Origin of the sequence: Rhodococcus sp. G-MC3 (assembly GCF_030063335.1) — a bacterium.
Lineage (GTDB): Bacteria > Actinomycetota > Actinomycetes > Mycobacteriales > Mycobacteriaceae > Rhodococcoides.
The window spans coordinates 217,782-233,926 of record NZ_JASISW010000008.1 but is presented as its reverse complement, the minus strand read 5'-3'; the positions used below and the strand labels follow the sequence as shown (position 1 = coordinate 233,926).

Sequence of the window (16,145 nt, the reverse complement as noted above, 5' to 3'; positions counted from 1 at the left end):
CCTGGGAAGTCGAGTCACTTCAGTCACGCTATTCAATCCGCAGCCGGACGGTAACCGTTACCGCCGAATACGTCCGAGTACCCTGGTACCGGCCACAACACTCCCGTTACGTAGAAGAGGTTCGCTTGAGTACGCCCGATTCGGTAGACGCTCCGATCGACACGAGCCCAGCTCACGCCGAATCAGACTCTGTCCCCACCGAGCCGGTACCCAGCGGGACCAAGAACGTGCACAAGGAACTCGCCTCCGAGGTTGCCCGTAGGCGCACCTTCGCCGTCATCTCACATCCCGACGCCGGTAAGTCGACGCTGACCGAGGCGCTCGCGCTGCACGCCCGAGTCATCTCCGAAGCCGGCGCGATCCATGGCAAGGCCGGGCGTCGCTCGACAGTCTCCGACTGGATGGAAATGGAGAAGGCCCGCGGTATCTCGGTGAGTTCGACTGCGCTGCAGTTCAACTACCAGGTCGACTCGGCGATCGACGACGTCCACGTCATCAACCTCGTCGACACCCCTGGCCACGCCGACTTCTCTGAGGACACCTACCGCGTCCTGACGGCCGTCGACGCCGCCGTGATGCTCATCGACGCCGCCAAGGGTCTCGAGCCTCAGACCCTCAAGCTCTTCCAGGTATGCCGTCAGTTCGGCATCCCGGTCATCACCGTCATCAACAAGTGGGACCGCCCGGGTCAATCACCGCTGGAATTGTTGGACGAGATCGAGAAGCGCATCGGCCTGACGCCGACGCCGCTCTACTGGCCTGTCGGAATCGCAGGCGATTTCCGCGGCCTCCTCGACGTTCGCGAGGGCAACTACATCCGCTTCACACGCACAGCAGGTGGTGCGACCATCGCCCCCGAGGAATTGATGGATGCCGATGCCGCCGCAGCGCGCGAAGGTTCCGAATGGGACACCGCGCTAGAGGAGAGCGAACTGCTCGTTGCGAGCGGCCAAGGACACGACCAGGAACTGTTCCTCGCCGGTCAGACCTCTCCCGTCATCTTCGGCTCGGCCATGCTGAACTTCGGTGTCCGCCAGATCCTGGACACACTCGTTGCCCTGGCGCCGCCACCCGGCGCACGTGAGGATGTCAAGGGCGCGGTCCGCGAGATCACCGATCCGTTCAGCGCCGTGGTGTTCAAGGTGCAGGCGGGAATGGACACCGCGCACCGTGACCGATTGGCGTTCATGCGTGTCGTGTCCGGCGTGTTCGAGCGCGGTATGGTCGTCACACATGCTCAGACCGGCAAGCCCTTCACGACGAAATATGCACTGACCGTCTTCGGACGCGAACGCACGACCGTCGAGAACGCCTACCCCGGTGACGTCGTCGGACTCGTCAACGCCACCGCTCTTGCACCGGGTCACACCCTGTACACGGACAAGAAGGTCGAGTACCCGCCGATTCCGTCGTTCGCGCCCGAACACTTCGCCGCATTGCGCGTCGACAGCGCAGACAAGTACAAGAAGTTCAGGCGCGCCGTCGAACAGTTGGATTCCGAGGGCGTTGTTCAGGTGTTGCGCAACGACGTTCGCGGCGACGCCTCCCCGGTCCTCGCCGCCGTCGGACCGATGCAGTTCGAGGTCGTCACCGCCCGCATGAAGACCGAGTTCGGTGTCGATGCTCGACTCGAACCCCTCGCGTATTCCGTGGCACGACGCACCGACGCCGAGTCGGCCGTCGAGCTTGGCCGTCAGCGCGGGGTCGAGGTGTTCACCCGAACGGACGGTGCTCTTCTCGCGTTGGTGAGCGACAAGTGGCGCCTGCAGTATCTCGAGAAGGAAATGCCCGATCTGACGCTCGAACCTCTCGTCGCCGCGGGCGAGTAGGCGGCGTGCTGGTCCATTTGCTCGACGCCGAGCTCTCCATCGCAGGCCACCCTGTTCTGTGGCGCGAGATCATCGGAAACGGGTTCGGATTGGCGTCGGCCATCGGCGGGATGCGCCGCGTGGTCTGGGCATGGCCGGTGGGCATCGTCGGCAATGCGCTGCTGTTCACCGTCTTCCTCGGCGGCGTCTTCCATACTCCCCAAGCATTGGATCTCTACGGCCAAGCCGGTCGCCAACTACTGTTCATCGCCGTCAGTGTCTACGGCTGGTCGAAGTGGCTGAGCACCGCACGGACTCATGCCTCCGCCGTCGCGCCGCGCTGGGCGAGGCCCAAAGAGCGATTACTGATGGCTGCCGTGATGCTGGTCGGAACACTGGCATTTGCCCAACTGTTCGACTATCTCGGGTCCTACGGCAAGTGGGCCGACGCGTGGATCTTCACCGGCTCGCTGCTCGCCACATTTGGGATGGCACGCGGTCTCACCGAGTTCTGGCTGGTGTGGATCGGCGTCGACATCGTCGGCGTGCCCCTGCTGTTCCGAGCGGGTTTTTACCCGTCCGCATTTCTTTATCTGGTGTACGCAGCCTTCGTGATCTGGGGATTCATCGTCTGGATCCGTATCCAGAACGGGAAAGTCGACCATAGAATAGCCGCTTAACCGGCGGGGTGTTATTGTTCGGTGGTCCGAACGGACTTCGAGTAGGTTTCGGCTCGTGGGCCGTCGAGTTCACTGCATCTGACGTGGGGTTTGGTTATGACACAGGGCTCCAGCTATCCGCTGGCCGGCATCAAGATCGGTCAGGCCCCTGCTCATCGCCTGAGTTCCCCCACGCCCAAGCTGGCCCCTGGTGTGTCCAGGACGGACATGTCGAAAGCAGATGCCACGAAGTCGGATTCGGCCGCTACCACAGCAGCAGAATCAACGTCCGTCACCGCCGAGTCCGTCCCCGCCGAGTCCGTGAATGCGGCCGAGGCGCGTTCCGCTGCATCCGAACAGAATGCGCCGAAGTCCGGAACGAAGCACGAACCCGAAAGCACGACGCCAAAGCAGCCATCCCTGGATTCGAACGAGGTTGAAGTGACTACAAGCGATCAGATTTCCGAGCACGGCCTGCCTACCAACGGCCGTTCCACTCATGCATCCGCCACCGCCACCCCGGCAACGGGCACCGGCCGCAGCGCTGCACCGGACCGCCGCACCGCCATGGGCGTCGCATCGGTTCGCATCGCCGGCCGCCTCACCCAGAACGAGCTGGGCAGCCGCACCGGCGACATCCGCACTCCCGACACTTCCGTCGGACCCGACGAGCTTCTTCAGCTTCTGGGCGAGTACCTCGTCTCCGGTGGACTGCAGAACCCCGAGGTTCATGTCCGGTCCAACGGTCAGACCATCGTCCTCGACCTGCTGAACCCGGCAAAGGGTTACCGCTGATCGCCTAGAAGAAGTGTTGGAACGCCGCTGGCTGGACCATTTCCAGTACCAGTGGGTTCCACTGCGGAGTTCTGTCTTTGTCGATCAGCACCGCGCGTACTCCTTCCGCGAAGTCCGGTTGGCCGATCATCCATTCGACAAACCGGAGCTCTCGGACAAAGCACTCCTTCAGAGTGCTGCCCGATCCCAGCGCGATAAGAGCATTCGTTGCGACGAGGCTCATCGGCGACAACGTGAGCAGCTGCGACATCGCCAGGCACGACCAAGGCGAGTCGGTGTCGAGTCGACCCACCATCTCGATGACGGATGGTGCACTGAACGCGAAGTCGATGTCGGTCGCATCGAGGCTCAACTCGGGGACCGGCTTCGAGTACCTGTCCAAGACGTCCGCGAGCGGCTTACCGGACCTGATGCTCTCGATGAGCTCTCGCGCATCGGAGGCAGCAACGAAGTGCGTGGCCAATCCGAGTGCGACAGCGTCGGCACCGCTCACTCGCGCCCCGGTCAGTCCGATGAACTTCCCGATCGAGCCGGGTAGCCGCGACAGAAAATAGCTGGATCCGACACCGAGAACCAGGCCGATCGCGGTTTCCGGCACCGAAAGAACAGCATTTTCCGTCACCACACATACTGATCCGTTGACCGAAATCCCCAATCCGCCGCCGAGCGCCGCAGCGTCGATGACCGAGACGTACGGCTTCGGATAGTCGGCGACAATCGCGTTCAGCGCGTGCTCTTCGGCCAAGAATTGTAGCCCGGCGCTCGTATCACCACGCTGCACGAACTCGTGCACGACCCTGACGTCCGCCCCTGCGCAAAAGGCACCGTGAACAGCACTGGTGACGAGCACCGTGTCAACGTCGTCGTCCTCCCGCCAGGATTCGAGGGCTTCGGTGATGAGGCGAATCATTTCGCCGTTCAACGAGTTCAGAGCCTCCGGTCGATCGAGCACTATGTGCCCGACGCCTGCCGCCACACTCGATTCCACGACGCCCACGTACACCCCTTCCGCGAAGCTACTCGAATTGTGATCAACCTACTGCGCGGAGACGGTCACCGCAGGCTCATCACTCACGTTCCATCAGTTTCGACGGAACGGCGTAGTCGGGGATATCAGCGGCGGCACATGGATACTCCTCGGCGGTGAACCAGCCGTGGTAGTGAAACAACTTTCCCAGAACCGGACTCGTGACATCGATCTGGATCCGATGCCGCTGCTCATTCTCGTCCCACCATTCGCGGGCCGCGGTCAGTGCCGATGCCAGTTGTGGGATCTTCACGCCCAGCACCCGCGGCCCATCACTTTCCAGAAGCAGTCCGCCTTCGGCGTCGACGCTGCACCGGGTGTGCACGATCATGTCCGAACGGTAGCCCAGGTAGTCGAGTGCGTAATCGGGCTTCTCCGCACGTGCGGGCGTCACCATCACCGAGTTCATGCCCTGCGGCTTGCCGGCGAAAGCGAACCGGCGGACGAACGAGAGTGTCTCCCTGCCGATGGCATCTACGTAGGCATAGTTGGCAACAGTGAAGGGCACGTCCGTTGCTTTGCCTGCGGGGAAAAGACCTCGTTTGCCGCCGAGCCACAGCACGGGCGGCGGCACGAGGGCCGAGTGCGTCATTTCTTCCATCACCCCGACGCCCAGCTGGCAGTGGCTGTCGTCGGAGGACAACCCGAAACGCCACCGAACTTTGGGGTGTAAGTCCTCGAAAGCAGACCCGAGCACTGCTCGGACGACGGAACTCATTGCGACCACATATTGGCGGTCAAGCTGAAACTCGGCATGTCCGTGGTGGACACGACGTACTCGTAGGTTCTTTCGTAGCCCGTGTGTGCGATGCGCCAGGTCCCATCACCACACCGTACGTATCGATCGCGATAGAAGGCTGCACCCCGAAGAATTACGTTGTGTTCGGGGATGATCACAGTGTCCGAGAGGTACCAGATTCCCGTCGCGGAACTGCCGTCGACCTCGATCTCCGGATGCCCACAACGATGCTCGGTGATGACGGCCGGCCCGAGCGTGGTGCGCATGAATTCGATGAGCGCGCTCCTGGACTCGAATTCGAGATGTTCCCCATAGGTCGCCGTGGCCTCGGGAATCAGGGTGTCCGCGAACTCGGTCCACGACTTCGTGTCCAACGTGCGTGCATACCGGTACTTCAGGCGCTGAATCTCGGCGACGGGGTCCATCGTCGAAAGCTAGCGCGCCCAGCCCGTCACCGCTGCCGGATCGAGAGATCTTTGCGCATCTGGATCGACGTCTCCCGGTAGTCCATCGACGCGTACAACCCCCGCGCGACGGCGTTCCCACCGAACACATTGAGCCCCAACGACGAGGCACCTTCGCTGCGGGCCTGCTCCTCGGCGAGCAGCATCGTTGCGCGACCGAACCCTCGTCCGCGGAACTCCTCGTCGATTTCGATCTCCCAGACCCACCAGTGCGCAGGCTCGGCATCGTGGCGCGGCGCGATCCAGAGCTGCCCGACGACATGACCGTCGTCGTGTACGTCGAAGATTTTTTGCGACGGCGTAGCACGCCCGTCCGGGAACGTCGTGTTGTACGACGCCTCGGCGTTGGCCTCGGCCTCGGCGCGGGTCTCCCCTGCGCCCATGCGCTCGTCGATGTATTGCGCACGGCCGAGGGCCAGCCACCGAGCAATTCGCTCGGAGTTCATCGGCACGAGGGTGAGAGTCATGCAGTCAGACTAGGCCCGCATGCACCCGTGCCTTGGTGGGGCACAACACGAGGTCGCGTCGCCTGTGCGTGGCTGCACACAGCTCCTAGTCGAGTTCGGCAGCGAGTTCCATCCAGCGCTCTTCGGCGACGTCCTTGTCCGCGACGACCTTCTTGAGTTCGGAATCGAGTTCGGTGAGCTTTCCCGAATCATTCGAGGCCTGGGCCAATTCGGCATGCAAAGCGATCTCGCGGTCCGAGAGGCGTACGACGAGCTTCTCGAGCTTGCTGAGCTCCTTGCGTGCAGCACGCTCCGAGCCTGCGTCCCGCACTGCCCGCTTCACCGGTCCACCGGTGGTCAAGGCATCGGGCGTCGCCTCGGCGGCAATCACTGCCCGCCGACGAAGGTATTCCTCGATGCCGCCAGGCAGGTTCGTGAGCTTTCCATCGCCGAACAATGCCCACGTCGAATCACAGATGCGTTCGATCAGGTACCGGTCGTGGCTGATCACGACCATCGTGCCCGCCCAGCCGTCGAGCAGATCCTCCAACTGCTGGAGGGTGTCGATATCGAGGTCGTTGGTGGGCTCGTCGAGCAGTAGTACGTTCGGCTCGGCCATGAGTACACGCGTCAACTGCAGGCGGCGACGTTCGCCACCGGACAGATCACCGACCGGCGTACGCTGCCGGGCCGGCGTGAACCCGAGACGTTCGGCGAGTTGGCCTGCCGATACTTCTTTGTCGCCCAATGTGATTCGTTCGGCAACTTCCTTGACGGCGTCGAGAACGCGGAGCTTCTTCGGGAGATCGTCCAATTCCTGCTTGAGCCAACCGATCTTGACGGTCTGACCCTGAATTCGTTTGCCCGCAGCAGGTTCCAGTTCGCCCGCGAGGGTACGAAGCAGGGTGGTCTTTCCCGATCCGTTGACGCCCACCAGGCCGACACGCTCACCGGGTGCAAGACGCCAGGTGAAGTCCTTGACCAACTCGCGACCGTCGGGGGTTTCGAGCCGAGCGTCTTCCAGCTCGATGACCACTTTACCCAGACGACGCTGGGCGAACGAGGCCAACTGGGCGGAGTCGCGGGGCGCAGGCACGTCGGTGATCAACGCCTCGGCGGCCTCGATGCGGTACTTCGGCTTGGAGGTTCGCGCGGGAGCCCCGCGCCGCAGCCACGCCAGTTCCTTGCGCGCGAGGTTGCGGCGACGCTCTTCGGACGCATCCGCCTGGCGTGAGCGCTCGGCGCGGGCGAAGACCCAATCGTTGTAACCGCCCTCGTACGTTTCGACGCCGCCGCCGACAACCTCCCACGTCTGGTTCGCGACGGTGTCGAGGAACCACCGATCGTGGGTGACGACGACGAGCGCACTGCGACGCGAAACGAGATGCGCGGCAAGCCATTGCACACCTTCGACGTCGAGGTGGTTGGTCGGCTCGTCGAGGACGAGAAGATCCAGATCCTGAACCAGCGCGGCCGCCAGTGCGACACGACGGCGCTCACCACCGGAGAGATTGTCGATGGGAGCGTCGAGTCCGGAGCTTCCGACCGGACCCAGGTCCGCAATCCCGATGCCCGTCAGAATGTTTCGAACGCGCGAGTCTCCGGCCCACTCGTGCTCGGCCATGCCGAGCGGATCGAGTACCACCTGTCCGACGGTCGATCCCGGCGGCAGCACGCCGCGCTGCGTCACCACGGCCATGCGCAAACCGCCGACCCTGGACACACGGCCCGAATCGGGCGGCTCGATGCCGGCGAGAACCTCTAGCGTGGTGGTCTTACCGCCGCCGTTGAGGCCGACCATGCCGATGCGCTGACCCTCCTGCACACCGAGGGACACGCCCTCGAGAAGCGGCTTGACGCCGAACGACTTGGAGACGTTTTCGAGATTGACGAGATTGACCATCAGGAGAAACCAATCGATTCACTAGTAACCACGCGAGCACCCGGGACGGGGCCGCTCGCAACACGCACGGTGCGGCACACGCCCGCACCGGACAACTCTGCGCCGACCGACACCGCAGCGTCGGAATCGGCGCACAAGAACGCACACGTCGGACCGGATCCGGACACGATTCCGGCGAGAGCACCGGCAGCGACACCTGCCCGCAGAGTCCGGCGCAGCTGCGGCAGCAACGACACAGCAGCAACTTGAAGATCATTGCCCAGCAATGGGGCGAGCGCGTGCGCGTCGCCGCTCACAAGGGCCTGCATCAACGCATCAGGCTCGCCGAGACGGGGCGGGGTGCCCTTGACGCGCAGTTCGTCGAGTTCGGTGAAGACCGCGGGGGTCTGCAACCCGCCCTTCGCCAATGCCAGGACCCAATGAAAGGAATTGCGCGAAAGAACAGGAAGCAGCTTCTCGCCCCGACCAGTACCCACTGCGGTGCCGCCGTGCAGCACGAACGGAACATCACTGCCCAGCTTCGCGGCGAGGTCGGTGAGTTCGCCCCGAGAGAGTTCCAGCTTCCACATCGCATCGAGCGCAACGAGCGTCGCAGCAGCGTCGGAGCTACCACCCGCCATGCCGCCTGCAACGGGGATTCCCTTGCCGATGGTGATCTCGACGAGCGGTTCGCGGCCAACGGCGTCGGCGAGAAGAACTGCCGCTTTCCAGACGAGATTGCGCTCGTCGGTCGGCACGGACTTGGCGTCGGCGCCCTTGACGATCACCCGCAGACCTTGCGAGGGTACAACCGAGACCTCGTCGGACAACGAAAGAGCCTGGAACACCGTCGTGAGTTCGTGGTAGCCGTCCTCGCGGAGGTCACCGACCGACAGGTGCAGATTGACCTTCGACGGTGCCCGAACGACTACGGGGCTGTGGACGACTGAGAGCACGGTAGTCAACAGTAGTGGAGAAGTCGCCAGGGGCTGAACCGGCGATTGTTCATGCCCTGGTCCGGAGCGGATGTGACGTTCGGTCCACCCGCGGAGACCGAGAGGGGCATTCGGTCATACCGGCGGGCAATTCAGGACAGCTTCCGTCCCCAATTGCTGCCACAATCTCGGTATGCAGGAAACATCGGCACGCCTACTGAAGTTGCTGTCCCTGCTCCAGGCACGACGCGACTGGGCAGGCTCAGACCTCGCCGACCGCTTGAACATCACGCCCCGGACAGTGCGCAGAGACGTCGACAAGCTCCGGAAGATCGGTTACCCGGTGAATGCGACGGCAGGCGTCGGGGGCGGCTACCAGCTCGGTGCGGGCGCAGAGATGCCTCCACTGCTACTCGACGACGACGAAGCCCTCGCGGTGGCGTTCGGGCTCCAATCAGCCGCGGGAGGATCCGTCGCGGGCATCGGGGAGGCATCGCTGCGCGCACTGACCAAGTTGAGGCAGGTGATGCCGTCGCGCATCCGGCACCGACTCGACGCATTGAGGATCGACGTCGTCGAGCGGCAGGCTGCCTCGGCTGTCGACGCGGCAATTCTGTCGACGGTGGCCGGGGTCTGCCACAACCACGAGCGCCTTCGGTTCGACTACCGCACGCACGACGGCAGCGAGGCGAGACGTGAGGTGGAGCCCTACAGCCTCGTCCGCTCGGGAGCGCGGTGGTATCTGCTCGGCTGGGATCTGATGCGGGAGGACTGGCGGTCATTCCGAGTGGACCGGCTGGAGCCGAAGATTCCGACGGGTCCGCGGTTCACACCTCGCGAGTTACCCGAGGGCGGTGCCGCCGCATTCGTGGCGAAGGGAATCGACCGGACGTTCAACCAGGTGCAGGTTCGCGTTCGGTTGCATGCGCCCATCGAGACGATTTCTCCTATGGTCGACGAACGATGGGGAACGCTGGAGTCCGAGGACGGCGGAACCTGCGCGATCGTGCTCGGAGGCGACTCGTTGACGTCGATCGCGCAATGGTTGGCGGCCTTCGACACCGACTTCGTGGTGCTGGACCCGCCGGAACTGCGCGACGAATGCCTGCGGATGGCCGAGCGTCACACGATGATCAGCGCACGGTATTTGGCGAGCACCCGGGCCTCGCCGTCCGCATGAATGTCACCTTCAAGCCGTCTGACCGTTGCCATGGTCCATTCATGCCGAAAGCCGAGCGATCAGGGCGCAGTTCCCGCCAACCTGACGAACGCTGCGGCGTCAAGGGTCTCGCCACGAGCAGACGGGTCGATCCCAGCTTCCCTGAGCCTGCGTTCGGCGATCACGGGTGAGCCGGCCCAACCGGCCAGCGCCGCTCGTAATGTCTTGCGGCGCTGAGCAAATGCCGCATCGATGACGGCGAAGACCTGGCGGCGATGCTTGTCGTCCATCGACCACGGCGGGTCCTCGTACCGGTCGATGCGAACCAGCCCCGACTCGACCTTGGGCACCGGCCAGAACACTGAACGACCAACGGAGCCCGCCCGTTTGACCGTCCCGAAAAATCCTGCTTTTACGCTGGGGATGCCATAGATTTTGCCGCCCGGATCCGCCGCGAGGCGATCGGCCACCTCGGCCTGCACCATCACCAGCGCAGTGCGCAGCGACGGTAGTTCCGAGAACAGGTGAAGCAGAACGGGAACGGCGACGTTGTACGGCAGGTTGGCCACCAACGCCGAAGGCTCACCCGGAATGTCCGACGCCTTCACGCGGAGTGCGTCGGCCTCGACGACCGTCAAGTTATCTGCGTACGACGGCGCACGCTCGGCGGCTGTCTGCGGCAGCCGCGCGGCGAGCTTGGGGTCGATCTCGACCGCGATCACCGCGTCGGCGACATCGAGTAGCGCAAGCGTCAACGATCCAAGCCCAGGCCCGACCTCGAGGACGGTATCCGCTCCACCGACGCCTGCCGAGGCGACGATGCGTCGAACAGTGTTGGCGTCGTGGACGAAGTTCTGACCGAGCTGTTTGGTGGGGCGGACATCCAATTCGGCGGCGAGAGATCGTACTTCCGCAGGCCCGAGCAGAGCCGCGGGTTCCCTCACATGTTCTGGCACTGTGAAAACTCTACGCACCCGTCACAGGTGCCCACGCTGCGGAGTGACCGAGTCTCATCGGTAGCCGAGGCGTGCGGTACATGCAGGCCATGCACCCCAACCCTGCGACTTCTGCGTCACCGAGGCAATGGCGATCTGCTCTTCGCGGGTCGCGAGGTCGGCTCGCGCTGCGTATTTCAGGCCGCCTTGGCGCTCCCAGGTGTTCTGGTCGAACTGGACGCCGCCGAAGAAACCGTTTCCGGTGTTGATGGCCCAGTTTCCGGTGGCCTCGCACTGAGCGAGTGCATCCCAGGTCGAGCCGTTCTCGACAACAGGCACCTCGGTGCCCGGCTTGGCGCCAACACGCACGACCTTTGCCTGCGCCGGGACCTTGATGTTCTCGTCGACCTTCACGCGCCCGACTTCCTGGCCGTTCACGGTGTTGACATTCCAGGTGATGTCGGAGATGCCGGGCGAACCCGGGTTCTCGACGACGGTCTTGCTCATGTTCACGGTGGGATCTTCGATGCGCTGCTCGGGCGGCGCGACATCGGTTGTTTCGGTCTTGGTTTCGGTGCGGTCACGGGTGACGACAATTTCGACGCCATCCTCGACCTTGGCGTCGGGAGCGGGGGTGACGGTGTCGGCTTGCTCCAGCGGTGCGCCTGCCTCTTTCAGGAATTCGGCGACGGTGGGGGCTGCCAGTGTCATCGGGGCGACGGGAGCGGCACCGTCGGCGAGGGTGACCTGCTTGGGTAGGGCGATGTCGAACTCGGAGCCTTCGAGCGGGAGCCGTTCGCCGCGGGACGCGGACACGTGCACGTCTTCCGCCAGGTCCATCTGCTGCAGGGCTTCGTCGACGGTCAAGGCCGTCGTCCATATCTGCTGAGGCTGGCCGTCCACTGTCACGTTCAACTCTCGCGCGCGGCGGAGGACGACTGTCTCACCATCCGACAGCGACGAGTCGCCCGAGGGTGCCACGAGATCCTTGTCACCTGGTTCGTATCCGGCCGCCACAAGTGCGCCGTTGACGTCGGATGTCATCGTGCTGAGCGTGATCATTTGTCCGTCGACATCGACCGTCACCGTTTTGTGACGTGCGATCGCGGTGGCGCCCCCGACGATCAGCGTGGCCAGCAATGCGGCGACCACCAGGTAGAGCGTCGTCGACCTGGCGGTGTTGAGACGAGAAATACTGGACACAAGTCATTCCTGGATTCGGGAGCGTTACCTTCAGTGCGAAACGCCCGTCGGCTGGATCACGGTACGGTAACGAATTGGTGGACATCGCGCAACTCTGCGACCTGCACGTGCGTGATCAGCTCCCCTTGGGCGTGCTTTCTCAAGCACAGGCGCCCAGCGCATAGACCCGCTCGGCGGTGTTTGTGACATGCGCCGCCAACTCCAGCGGATCTTCGCCTCGAATTTCCGCCAGCGCCCGGGCCGTGTACGGCAGGCAGTACGACTCGTTCGGCGCCCCACGGAACGGATGCGGCGTCAGGAACGGTGCGTCGGTCTCCACCAGCAACTGCCCGGAAGGGATCAGTACCGCGGCCTCGCGCAGCGCATGGGCATTCTTGAAGCTGACGGTTCCCGACAGGCTCAACACGTAACCGGCGTCGATACACGCTCGTGCCATCTCCGGACCCGACGAAAAACAGTGGAAGATCACCGTCTCCGGCGCGCCCTCCTCCCGAAGGACCTTCAGCAAGTCGTCGTCGGCCTCGCGGTTGTGGATCATCAGCGGCTTACCGAGCCGTTTCGCCAGATCGATGTGCCAACGGAAGCCCTCGTGCTGCTCCAGGACCGTCGCACAACCGTCGAGCTTGCCCGGCCAGTAGTAGTCGAGGCCTGTTTCTCCCACCGCGACGACACGGGGATCGGCCGACAACCGCTCGATCTCGGTCTTGACGGATTCGTCGAGAACATTCGCCCGCGTCGGATGAATCGCAGTGGCCGCCCATACGCGCGGGTCCCACTGAGCCGCGGCGACGGCGAAGCGTGCGGCATCGAGGTCGTCGGCCACGGTGACCACCCGTCCGACACCGACCGACTCGGCTCGATCGAGGATCGAGGCCACGCTCGCGGCGTCGGTGGCACCGCAGGCGTCGAGATGGGTGTGGGCGTCGACAAGGCTGTGCAGGGGCTCGGGCAAAGGTGGCGCGGGACGTTCTCTACTCACGCCGATAGAGTAGGCGAACCATGACTGCGCCAGCTGATGCCTCACGGCCCTCCTTCTACGTCACGACCGCCATCGCGTACCCGAACGGCGTCCCCCACATCGGACACGCCTACGAGTACATCGCGACGGACGTGATCGCCCGATTCAAGCGACTCGACGGCTTCGACGTCATGTTCCTGACGGGAACCGACGAGCACGGGCTGAAGATGCAGCAGACGGCAATCAAGGAAGGCGTCGAGGTTCAGGACCTCGCGACGCGCAACTCCGATGTCTTCAAGCAGCTCGACAAGACTCTCGACATCTCCTACGACAGGTTCATCCGGACGACGGACGAGGATCATCACGAGGCGAGCAAAGAGCTCTGGCGTCGCATGGAAGCCAAGGGCGACATCTATCTGGACGCCTTCTCCGGCTGGTACTCGGTGCGCGACGAGTCGTTCTACACCGAGGGTGAGACGACGGTCGCCGAAGACGGCACCCGAATTGCCACCGAGACGAAGACTCCCGTGGAGTGGACCGAGGAAGCGTCGTACTTCTTCCGGTTGTCGGCCTACGAGGACAAACTGCTCGAGCTGTACGACGTCAATCCTGGCTTCATCGCGCCGAACACTCGTCGCAACGAAATCGTGAGCTTCGTCAAGGGCGGCCTGAAAGATCTTTCGATCTCGCGGACCACGTTCGACTGGGGCGTGAAAGTTCCGAACGATCCCGAGCATGTCATGTACGTGTGGGTCGACGCCTTGACCAACTACATCACCGGAGTCGGCTACCCCGATACGGAGTCGAAGCAGTACCAGAAGTACTGGCCTGCCGATCTGCACATCATCGGCAAGGACATCACTCGGTTCCACACGGTCTACTGGCCCGCCTTCCTGATGTCGGCGGGGATCGAGCTACCCAAGCGGGTGTTCGTCCACGGCTTTCTGAACAACAAGGGCGAGAAGATGTCCAAGTCGGTCGGCAATGTCGTCGACCCGTTCGCGTTGGTCGACGAATTCGGCCTGGATCCCGTGCGTTTCTTCCTGCTGCGTGAGGTGTCCTTCGGGCAGGACGGAAGCTACAGCGCCGAGGCGATCGTTACGCGGATGAACGCCGACTTGTCCAACGAGCTCGGCAACCTCGCGCAGCGTTCGCTGACGATGGTCGCGAAAAACCTCGATGGCAAAACCCCGACGCCCGGTGCGTTCACCGCCGACGACGACGCGTTGTTGGCACGAGCGGACGCACTACTCGAAATCTGCCGACGCGAATTCGAGGTCCAGGCATTGCATTCCGCTGTCGACGCGATCTGGTCGGTACTCGGCGAGACCAACCGCTACTTTTCGCTGCAGGAGCCGTGGGTGCTGCGCAAGACCGATCCGGATCGTATGGCCACCGTGCTGTACGTGACGATGGAAGTTCTGCGCGTCGTCGGCATTCTGGTGCAACCGATCATGCCCGGTTCTGCAGCACGGATCCTGGAGTTGCTCGGTAGCCCCGCACACGAGTTCGTCGACATCGCAACACGCTTGACTCCTGGCACGGATCTTCCTGCGCCGTCGCCGGTGTTTCCGAAGTACGAGGCGAAATAGGGTTAGACCCCTACCGCATGAATGGACCATCGCAATGCACTGCTCCCCGGAAGTTGGACTGAGAAATTCAGTTCCGACTCGAGGGGAGCAGTTGTATGCGCGCACGAAGTTCACTTACCGAGGATCAACGGTCGACGGCGGTAGCGTTGTTCGAAGATGGCCGAGGGTCGGTGTGGGTGGCCGGCACGTTGGGTGTCAGCAAGGATGCGGTGACTCAGCTGCACAGACGCTGGCGGGTTCGTGGAAGGAATGCTCTGATGGAGAAGCCGGACAGGACAGTGTTCTCGCAAGAGTTCAAAGTTGCTGTGGTGCAACGAGTATTGGCCGGTGAGAACAAAATCGAATTGGCCCGCGAGTACGGGCTGTCCTCGGCGAAGATCATCGAACCGTGGGTGCGGATGTACCGCAAAGACGGTGAAGACGGCCTGTTACCGAAACGTAAAGGTCGCCCAGCGGCCCCGCCTGGTTCCGCTGCCGGCGAGGTCTCCGAGCTCGAGGCACTGCGGGCCGAGAACGAACGACTACGCACGCAGGTGGCGTACCTGGGAAAACTGCGGGCCTTGATGGATCAGAAACGACGGTGAAGGTTCTCGCTGTTGTATCCCTCAAGGCGCAGTACCGCCTCGACGTGCTGCTCGACGTCGCTGGCTTGGCTCGTTCGACGTTCTTCTACCACCAGTCCCGGCTCGATTCGTCGGACAAGCAGGCCGAACTCAAGGCCGCGATCACCGCGGAGTTCGACGGCAGCTATCAGCGCTACGGGCATCGCCCTATCCATCGCGTCCTGAAGAACAAGGGCTGGCGGGTGGCGAAGAAAACCGTGCTGACGTTGATGCGGGTGCTCGGGTTGCACTGCCCGATCCGCCGCAGACGCAAATATGTCTCCTACCAGGGGCAGGTCGGTGCGGTCGCATCGAATCTGTTGGACCGAAACTTCGTGGCCGCGGAGCCGAATCAGAAGTGGGTGACCGATGTGACCGAGTTCCGGGTCGGGGTTCAGAAGTTGTATCTCTCGCCGGTGATGGACTTGTTCGATCGGCAGATTATTTCTTACTCGCTGTCGAGGTCGCCGAACCTGGCATTGACCAACAGTTCCCTCGCCGGCGCGCTTGCGACGTTGAGATGCAGTGATGCACCGTTGGTGCATTCGGATCAGGGATTTCAGTATCAGCACACGTCGTGGCGCACCTTGCTCGCCGGCGCTGGCGCAGTCCAGTCGATGTCGCGTAAAGGCAACTGCTGGGACAACGCGATGATCGAAAACTTCTTCGGGCATCTCAAAGAAGAACTGTTCCATCACGTTCGGTACCTCGACATCGACGCACTGGCCACCGCAGTACGCAGCTACATCGATTGGTACAACCACGACCGGATCTCACTACAGCTCGAGGGCCTGAGCCCGGTGCAATACCGTGCCCAGGCCGCCGCTGCCTAGACTCTCATTTAGCCAGTCCAACAATCGGGGACCAGAGCACAACGGCTAGGCAGCTACAAGGGTCCATTCATGCCAACATCATTCGTGCCAACATCACTCATGCCAACA

The 16,145-nt window shown here is 63.1% G+C and carries 16 protein-coding genes; 7 read left to right on the top strand and 9 right to left on the bottom strand.

Annotated elements, in window-relative coordinates; translation table 11 throughout:
• Nucleotides 1-125 precede the first annotated feature (125 nt).
• From QMK17_RS11780 to QMK17_RS11770, 3 genes are all read left to right on the top strand, one after another.
• Entirely contained in the window at nt 126-1,829 is a 1,704-nt protein-coding gene (locus QMK17_RS11780) for a peptide chain release factor 3 (RefSeq protein WP_442972742.1), read from the top strand.
• A gap of 5 nt (nt 1,830-1,834) precedes the next feature.
• On the top strand, nt 1,835-2,488 hold the full coding sequence (pnuC, locus tag QMK17_RS11775) for a nicotinamide riboside transporter PnuC (RefSeq protein ID WP_283509242.1): 654 nt from the start codon (nt 1,835-1,837) through the stop codon (nt 2,486-2,488).
• Nucleotides 2,489-2,584: 96 nt separating this feature from the next.
• On the top strand, nt 2,585-3,262 hold the full coding sequence (locus QMK17_RS11770) for a hypothetical protein (RefSeq protein ID WP_283509240.1): 678 nt from the start codon (nt 2,585-2,587) through the stop codon (nt 3,260-3,262).
• 4 nt (nt 3,263-3,266) lie between these two features.
• Here the strand turns inward: QMK17_RS11770 and QMK17_RS11765 are convergent, their stop codons facing one another.
• From QMK17_RS11765 to QMK17_RS11740, 6 genes are all read right to left on the bottom strand, one after another.
• Nucleotides 3,267-4,259, bottom strand: coding sequence for an enoyl-CoA hydratase/isomerase family protein (locus tag QMK17_RS11765; protein ID WP_283509239.1), 993 nt, complete (start codon nt 4,257-4,259; stop codon nt 3,267-3,269).
• Nucleotides 4,260-4,329: 70 nt separating this feature from the next.
• Nucleotides 4,330-5,007 carry a DUF4166 domain-containing protein gene (locus tag QMK17_RS11760; protein ID WP_283509238.1) on the bottom strand — a complete coding sequence of 226 codons (678 nt, stop codon included), beginning with the start codon at nt 5,005-5,007 and terminating at the stop codon, nt 4,330-4,332.
• Nucleotides 5,004-5,453: a nuclear transport factor 2 family protein gene (locus QMK17_RS11755; RefSeq protein ID WP_283509236.1), complete on the bottom strand. Its 450-nt coding sequence runs from the start codon at nt 5,451-5,453 to the stop codon at nt 5,004-5,006. The genes QMK17_RS11760 and QMK17_RS11755 overlap by 4 nt, the downstream gene beginning before the upstream one ends.
• Before the next feature lie 26 nt (nt 5,454-5,479).
• Nucleotides 5,480-5,959 carry a GNAT family N-acetyltransferase gene (locus QMK17_RS11750; protein WP_283509234.1) on the bottom strand — a complete coding sequence of 160 codons (480 nt, stop codon included), beginning with the start codon at nt 5,957-5,959 and terminating at the stop codon, nt 5,480-5,482.
• An 85-nt stretch (nt 5,960-6,044) separates the two neighbouring features.
• Nucleotides 6,045-7,841: an ABC-F family ATP-binding cassette domain-containing protein gene (locus QMK17_RS11745; protein WP_283509232.1), complete on the bottom strand. Its 1,797-nt coding sequence runs from the start codon at nt 7,839-7,841 to the stop codon at nt 6,045-6,047.
• Nucleotides 7,841-8,776, bottom strand: coding sequence for a 4-(cytidine 5'-diphospho)-2-C-methyl-D-erythritol kinase (locus tag QMK17_RS11740; RefSeq protein WP_283509230.1), 936 nt, complete (start codon nt 8,774-8,776; stop codon nt 7,841-7,843). The genes QMK17_RS11745 and QMK17_RS11740 overlap by 1 nt, the downstream gene beginning before the upstream one ends.
• Before the next feature lie 172 nt (nt 8,777-8,948).
• Here QMK17_RS11740 and QMK17_RS11735 point away from each other — a divergent pair, with 172 nt between their 5' ends.
• Nucleotides 8,949-9,935, top strand: coding sequence for a helix-turn-helix transcriptional regulator (locus QMK17_RS11735; RefSeq protein ID WP_283509228.1), 987 nt, complete (start codon nt 8,949-8,951; stop codon nt 9,933-9,935).
• A 59-nt stretch (nt 9,936-9,994) separates the two neighbouring features.
• Here QMK17_RS11735 and rsmA read toward each other — a convergent pair whose 3' ends face one another.
• From rsmA to QMK17_RS11720, 3 genes are all read right to left on the bottom strand, one after another.
• The gene (gene rsmA, locus QMK17_RS11730) at nt 9,995-10,870 is read right to left on the bottom strand and encodes a 16S rRNA (adenine(1518)-N(6)/adenine(1519)-N(6))-dimethyltransferase RsmA (protein WP_283509227.1); all 876 of its coding nucleotides are present in this window, start codon (nt 10,868-10,870) and stop codon (nt 9,995-9,997) included.
• A gap of 54 nt (nt 10,871-10,924) precedes the next feature.
• Entirely contained in the window at nt 10,925-12,052 is a 1,128-nt protein-coding gene (locus QMK17_RS11725) for a resuscitation-promoting factor (protein ID WP_283509226.1), read from the bottom strand.
• 139 nt (nt 12,053-12,191) lie between these two features.
• Nucleotides 12,192-13,031: a TatD family hydrolase gene (locus tag QMK17_RS11720; RefSeq protein WP_283509224.1), complete on the bottom strand. Its 840-nt coding sequence runs from the start codon at nt 13,029-13,031 to the stop codon at nt 12,192-12,194.
• Nucleotides 13,032-13,051: 20 nt separating this feature from the next.
• On the opposite strand from QMK17_RS11720, the gene metG reads away from it, so the two are divergent.
• The 3 genes from metG (at nt 13,052) to QMK17_RS11705 (ending at nt 16,037) form a co-directional block, all read left to right on the top strand.
• Nucleotides 13,052-14,602 (top strand): methionine--tRNA ligase, encoded by a 1,551-nt coding sequence (gene metG, locus QMK17_RS11715; RefSeq protein ID WP_283509222.1) that lies wholly within the window; start codon nt 13,052-13,054, stop codon nt 14,600-14,602.
• 95 nt (nt 14,603-14,697) lie between these two features.
• Nucleotides 14,698-15,186, top strand: coding sequence for a transposase (locus QMK17_RS11710; protein WP_283509221.1), 489 nt, complete (start codon nt 14,698-14,700; stop codon nt 15,184-15,186).
• On the top strand, nt 15,183-16,037 hold the full coding sequence (locus QMK17_RS11705; RefSeq protein ID WP_283509219.1) for an IS3 family transposase: 855 nt from the start codon (nt 15,183-15,185) through the stop codon (nt 16,035-16,037). Before QMK17_RS11710 ends, QMK17_RS11705 begins: the two co-directional genes overlap by 4 nt.
• Nucleotides 16,038-16,145: the final 108 nt, after the last annotated feature.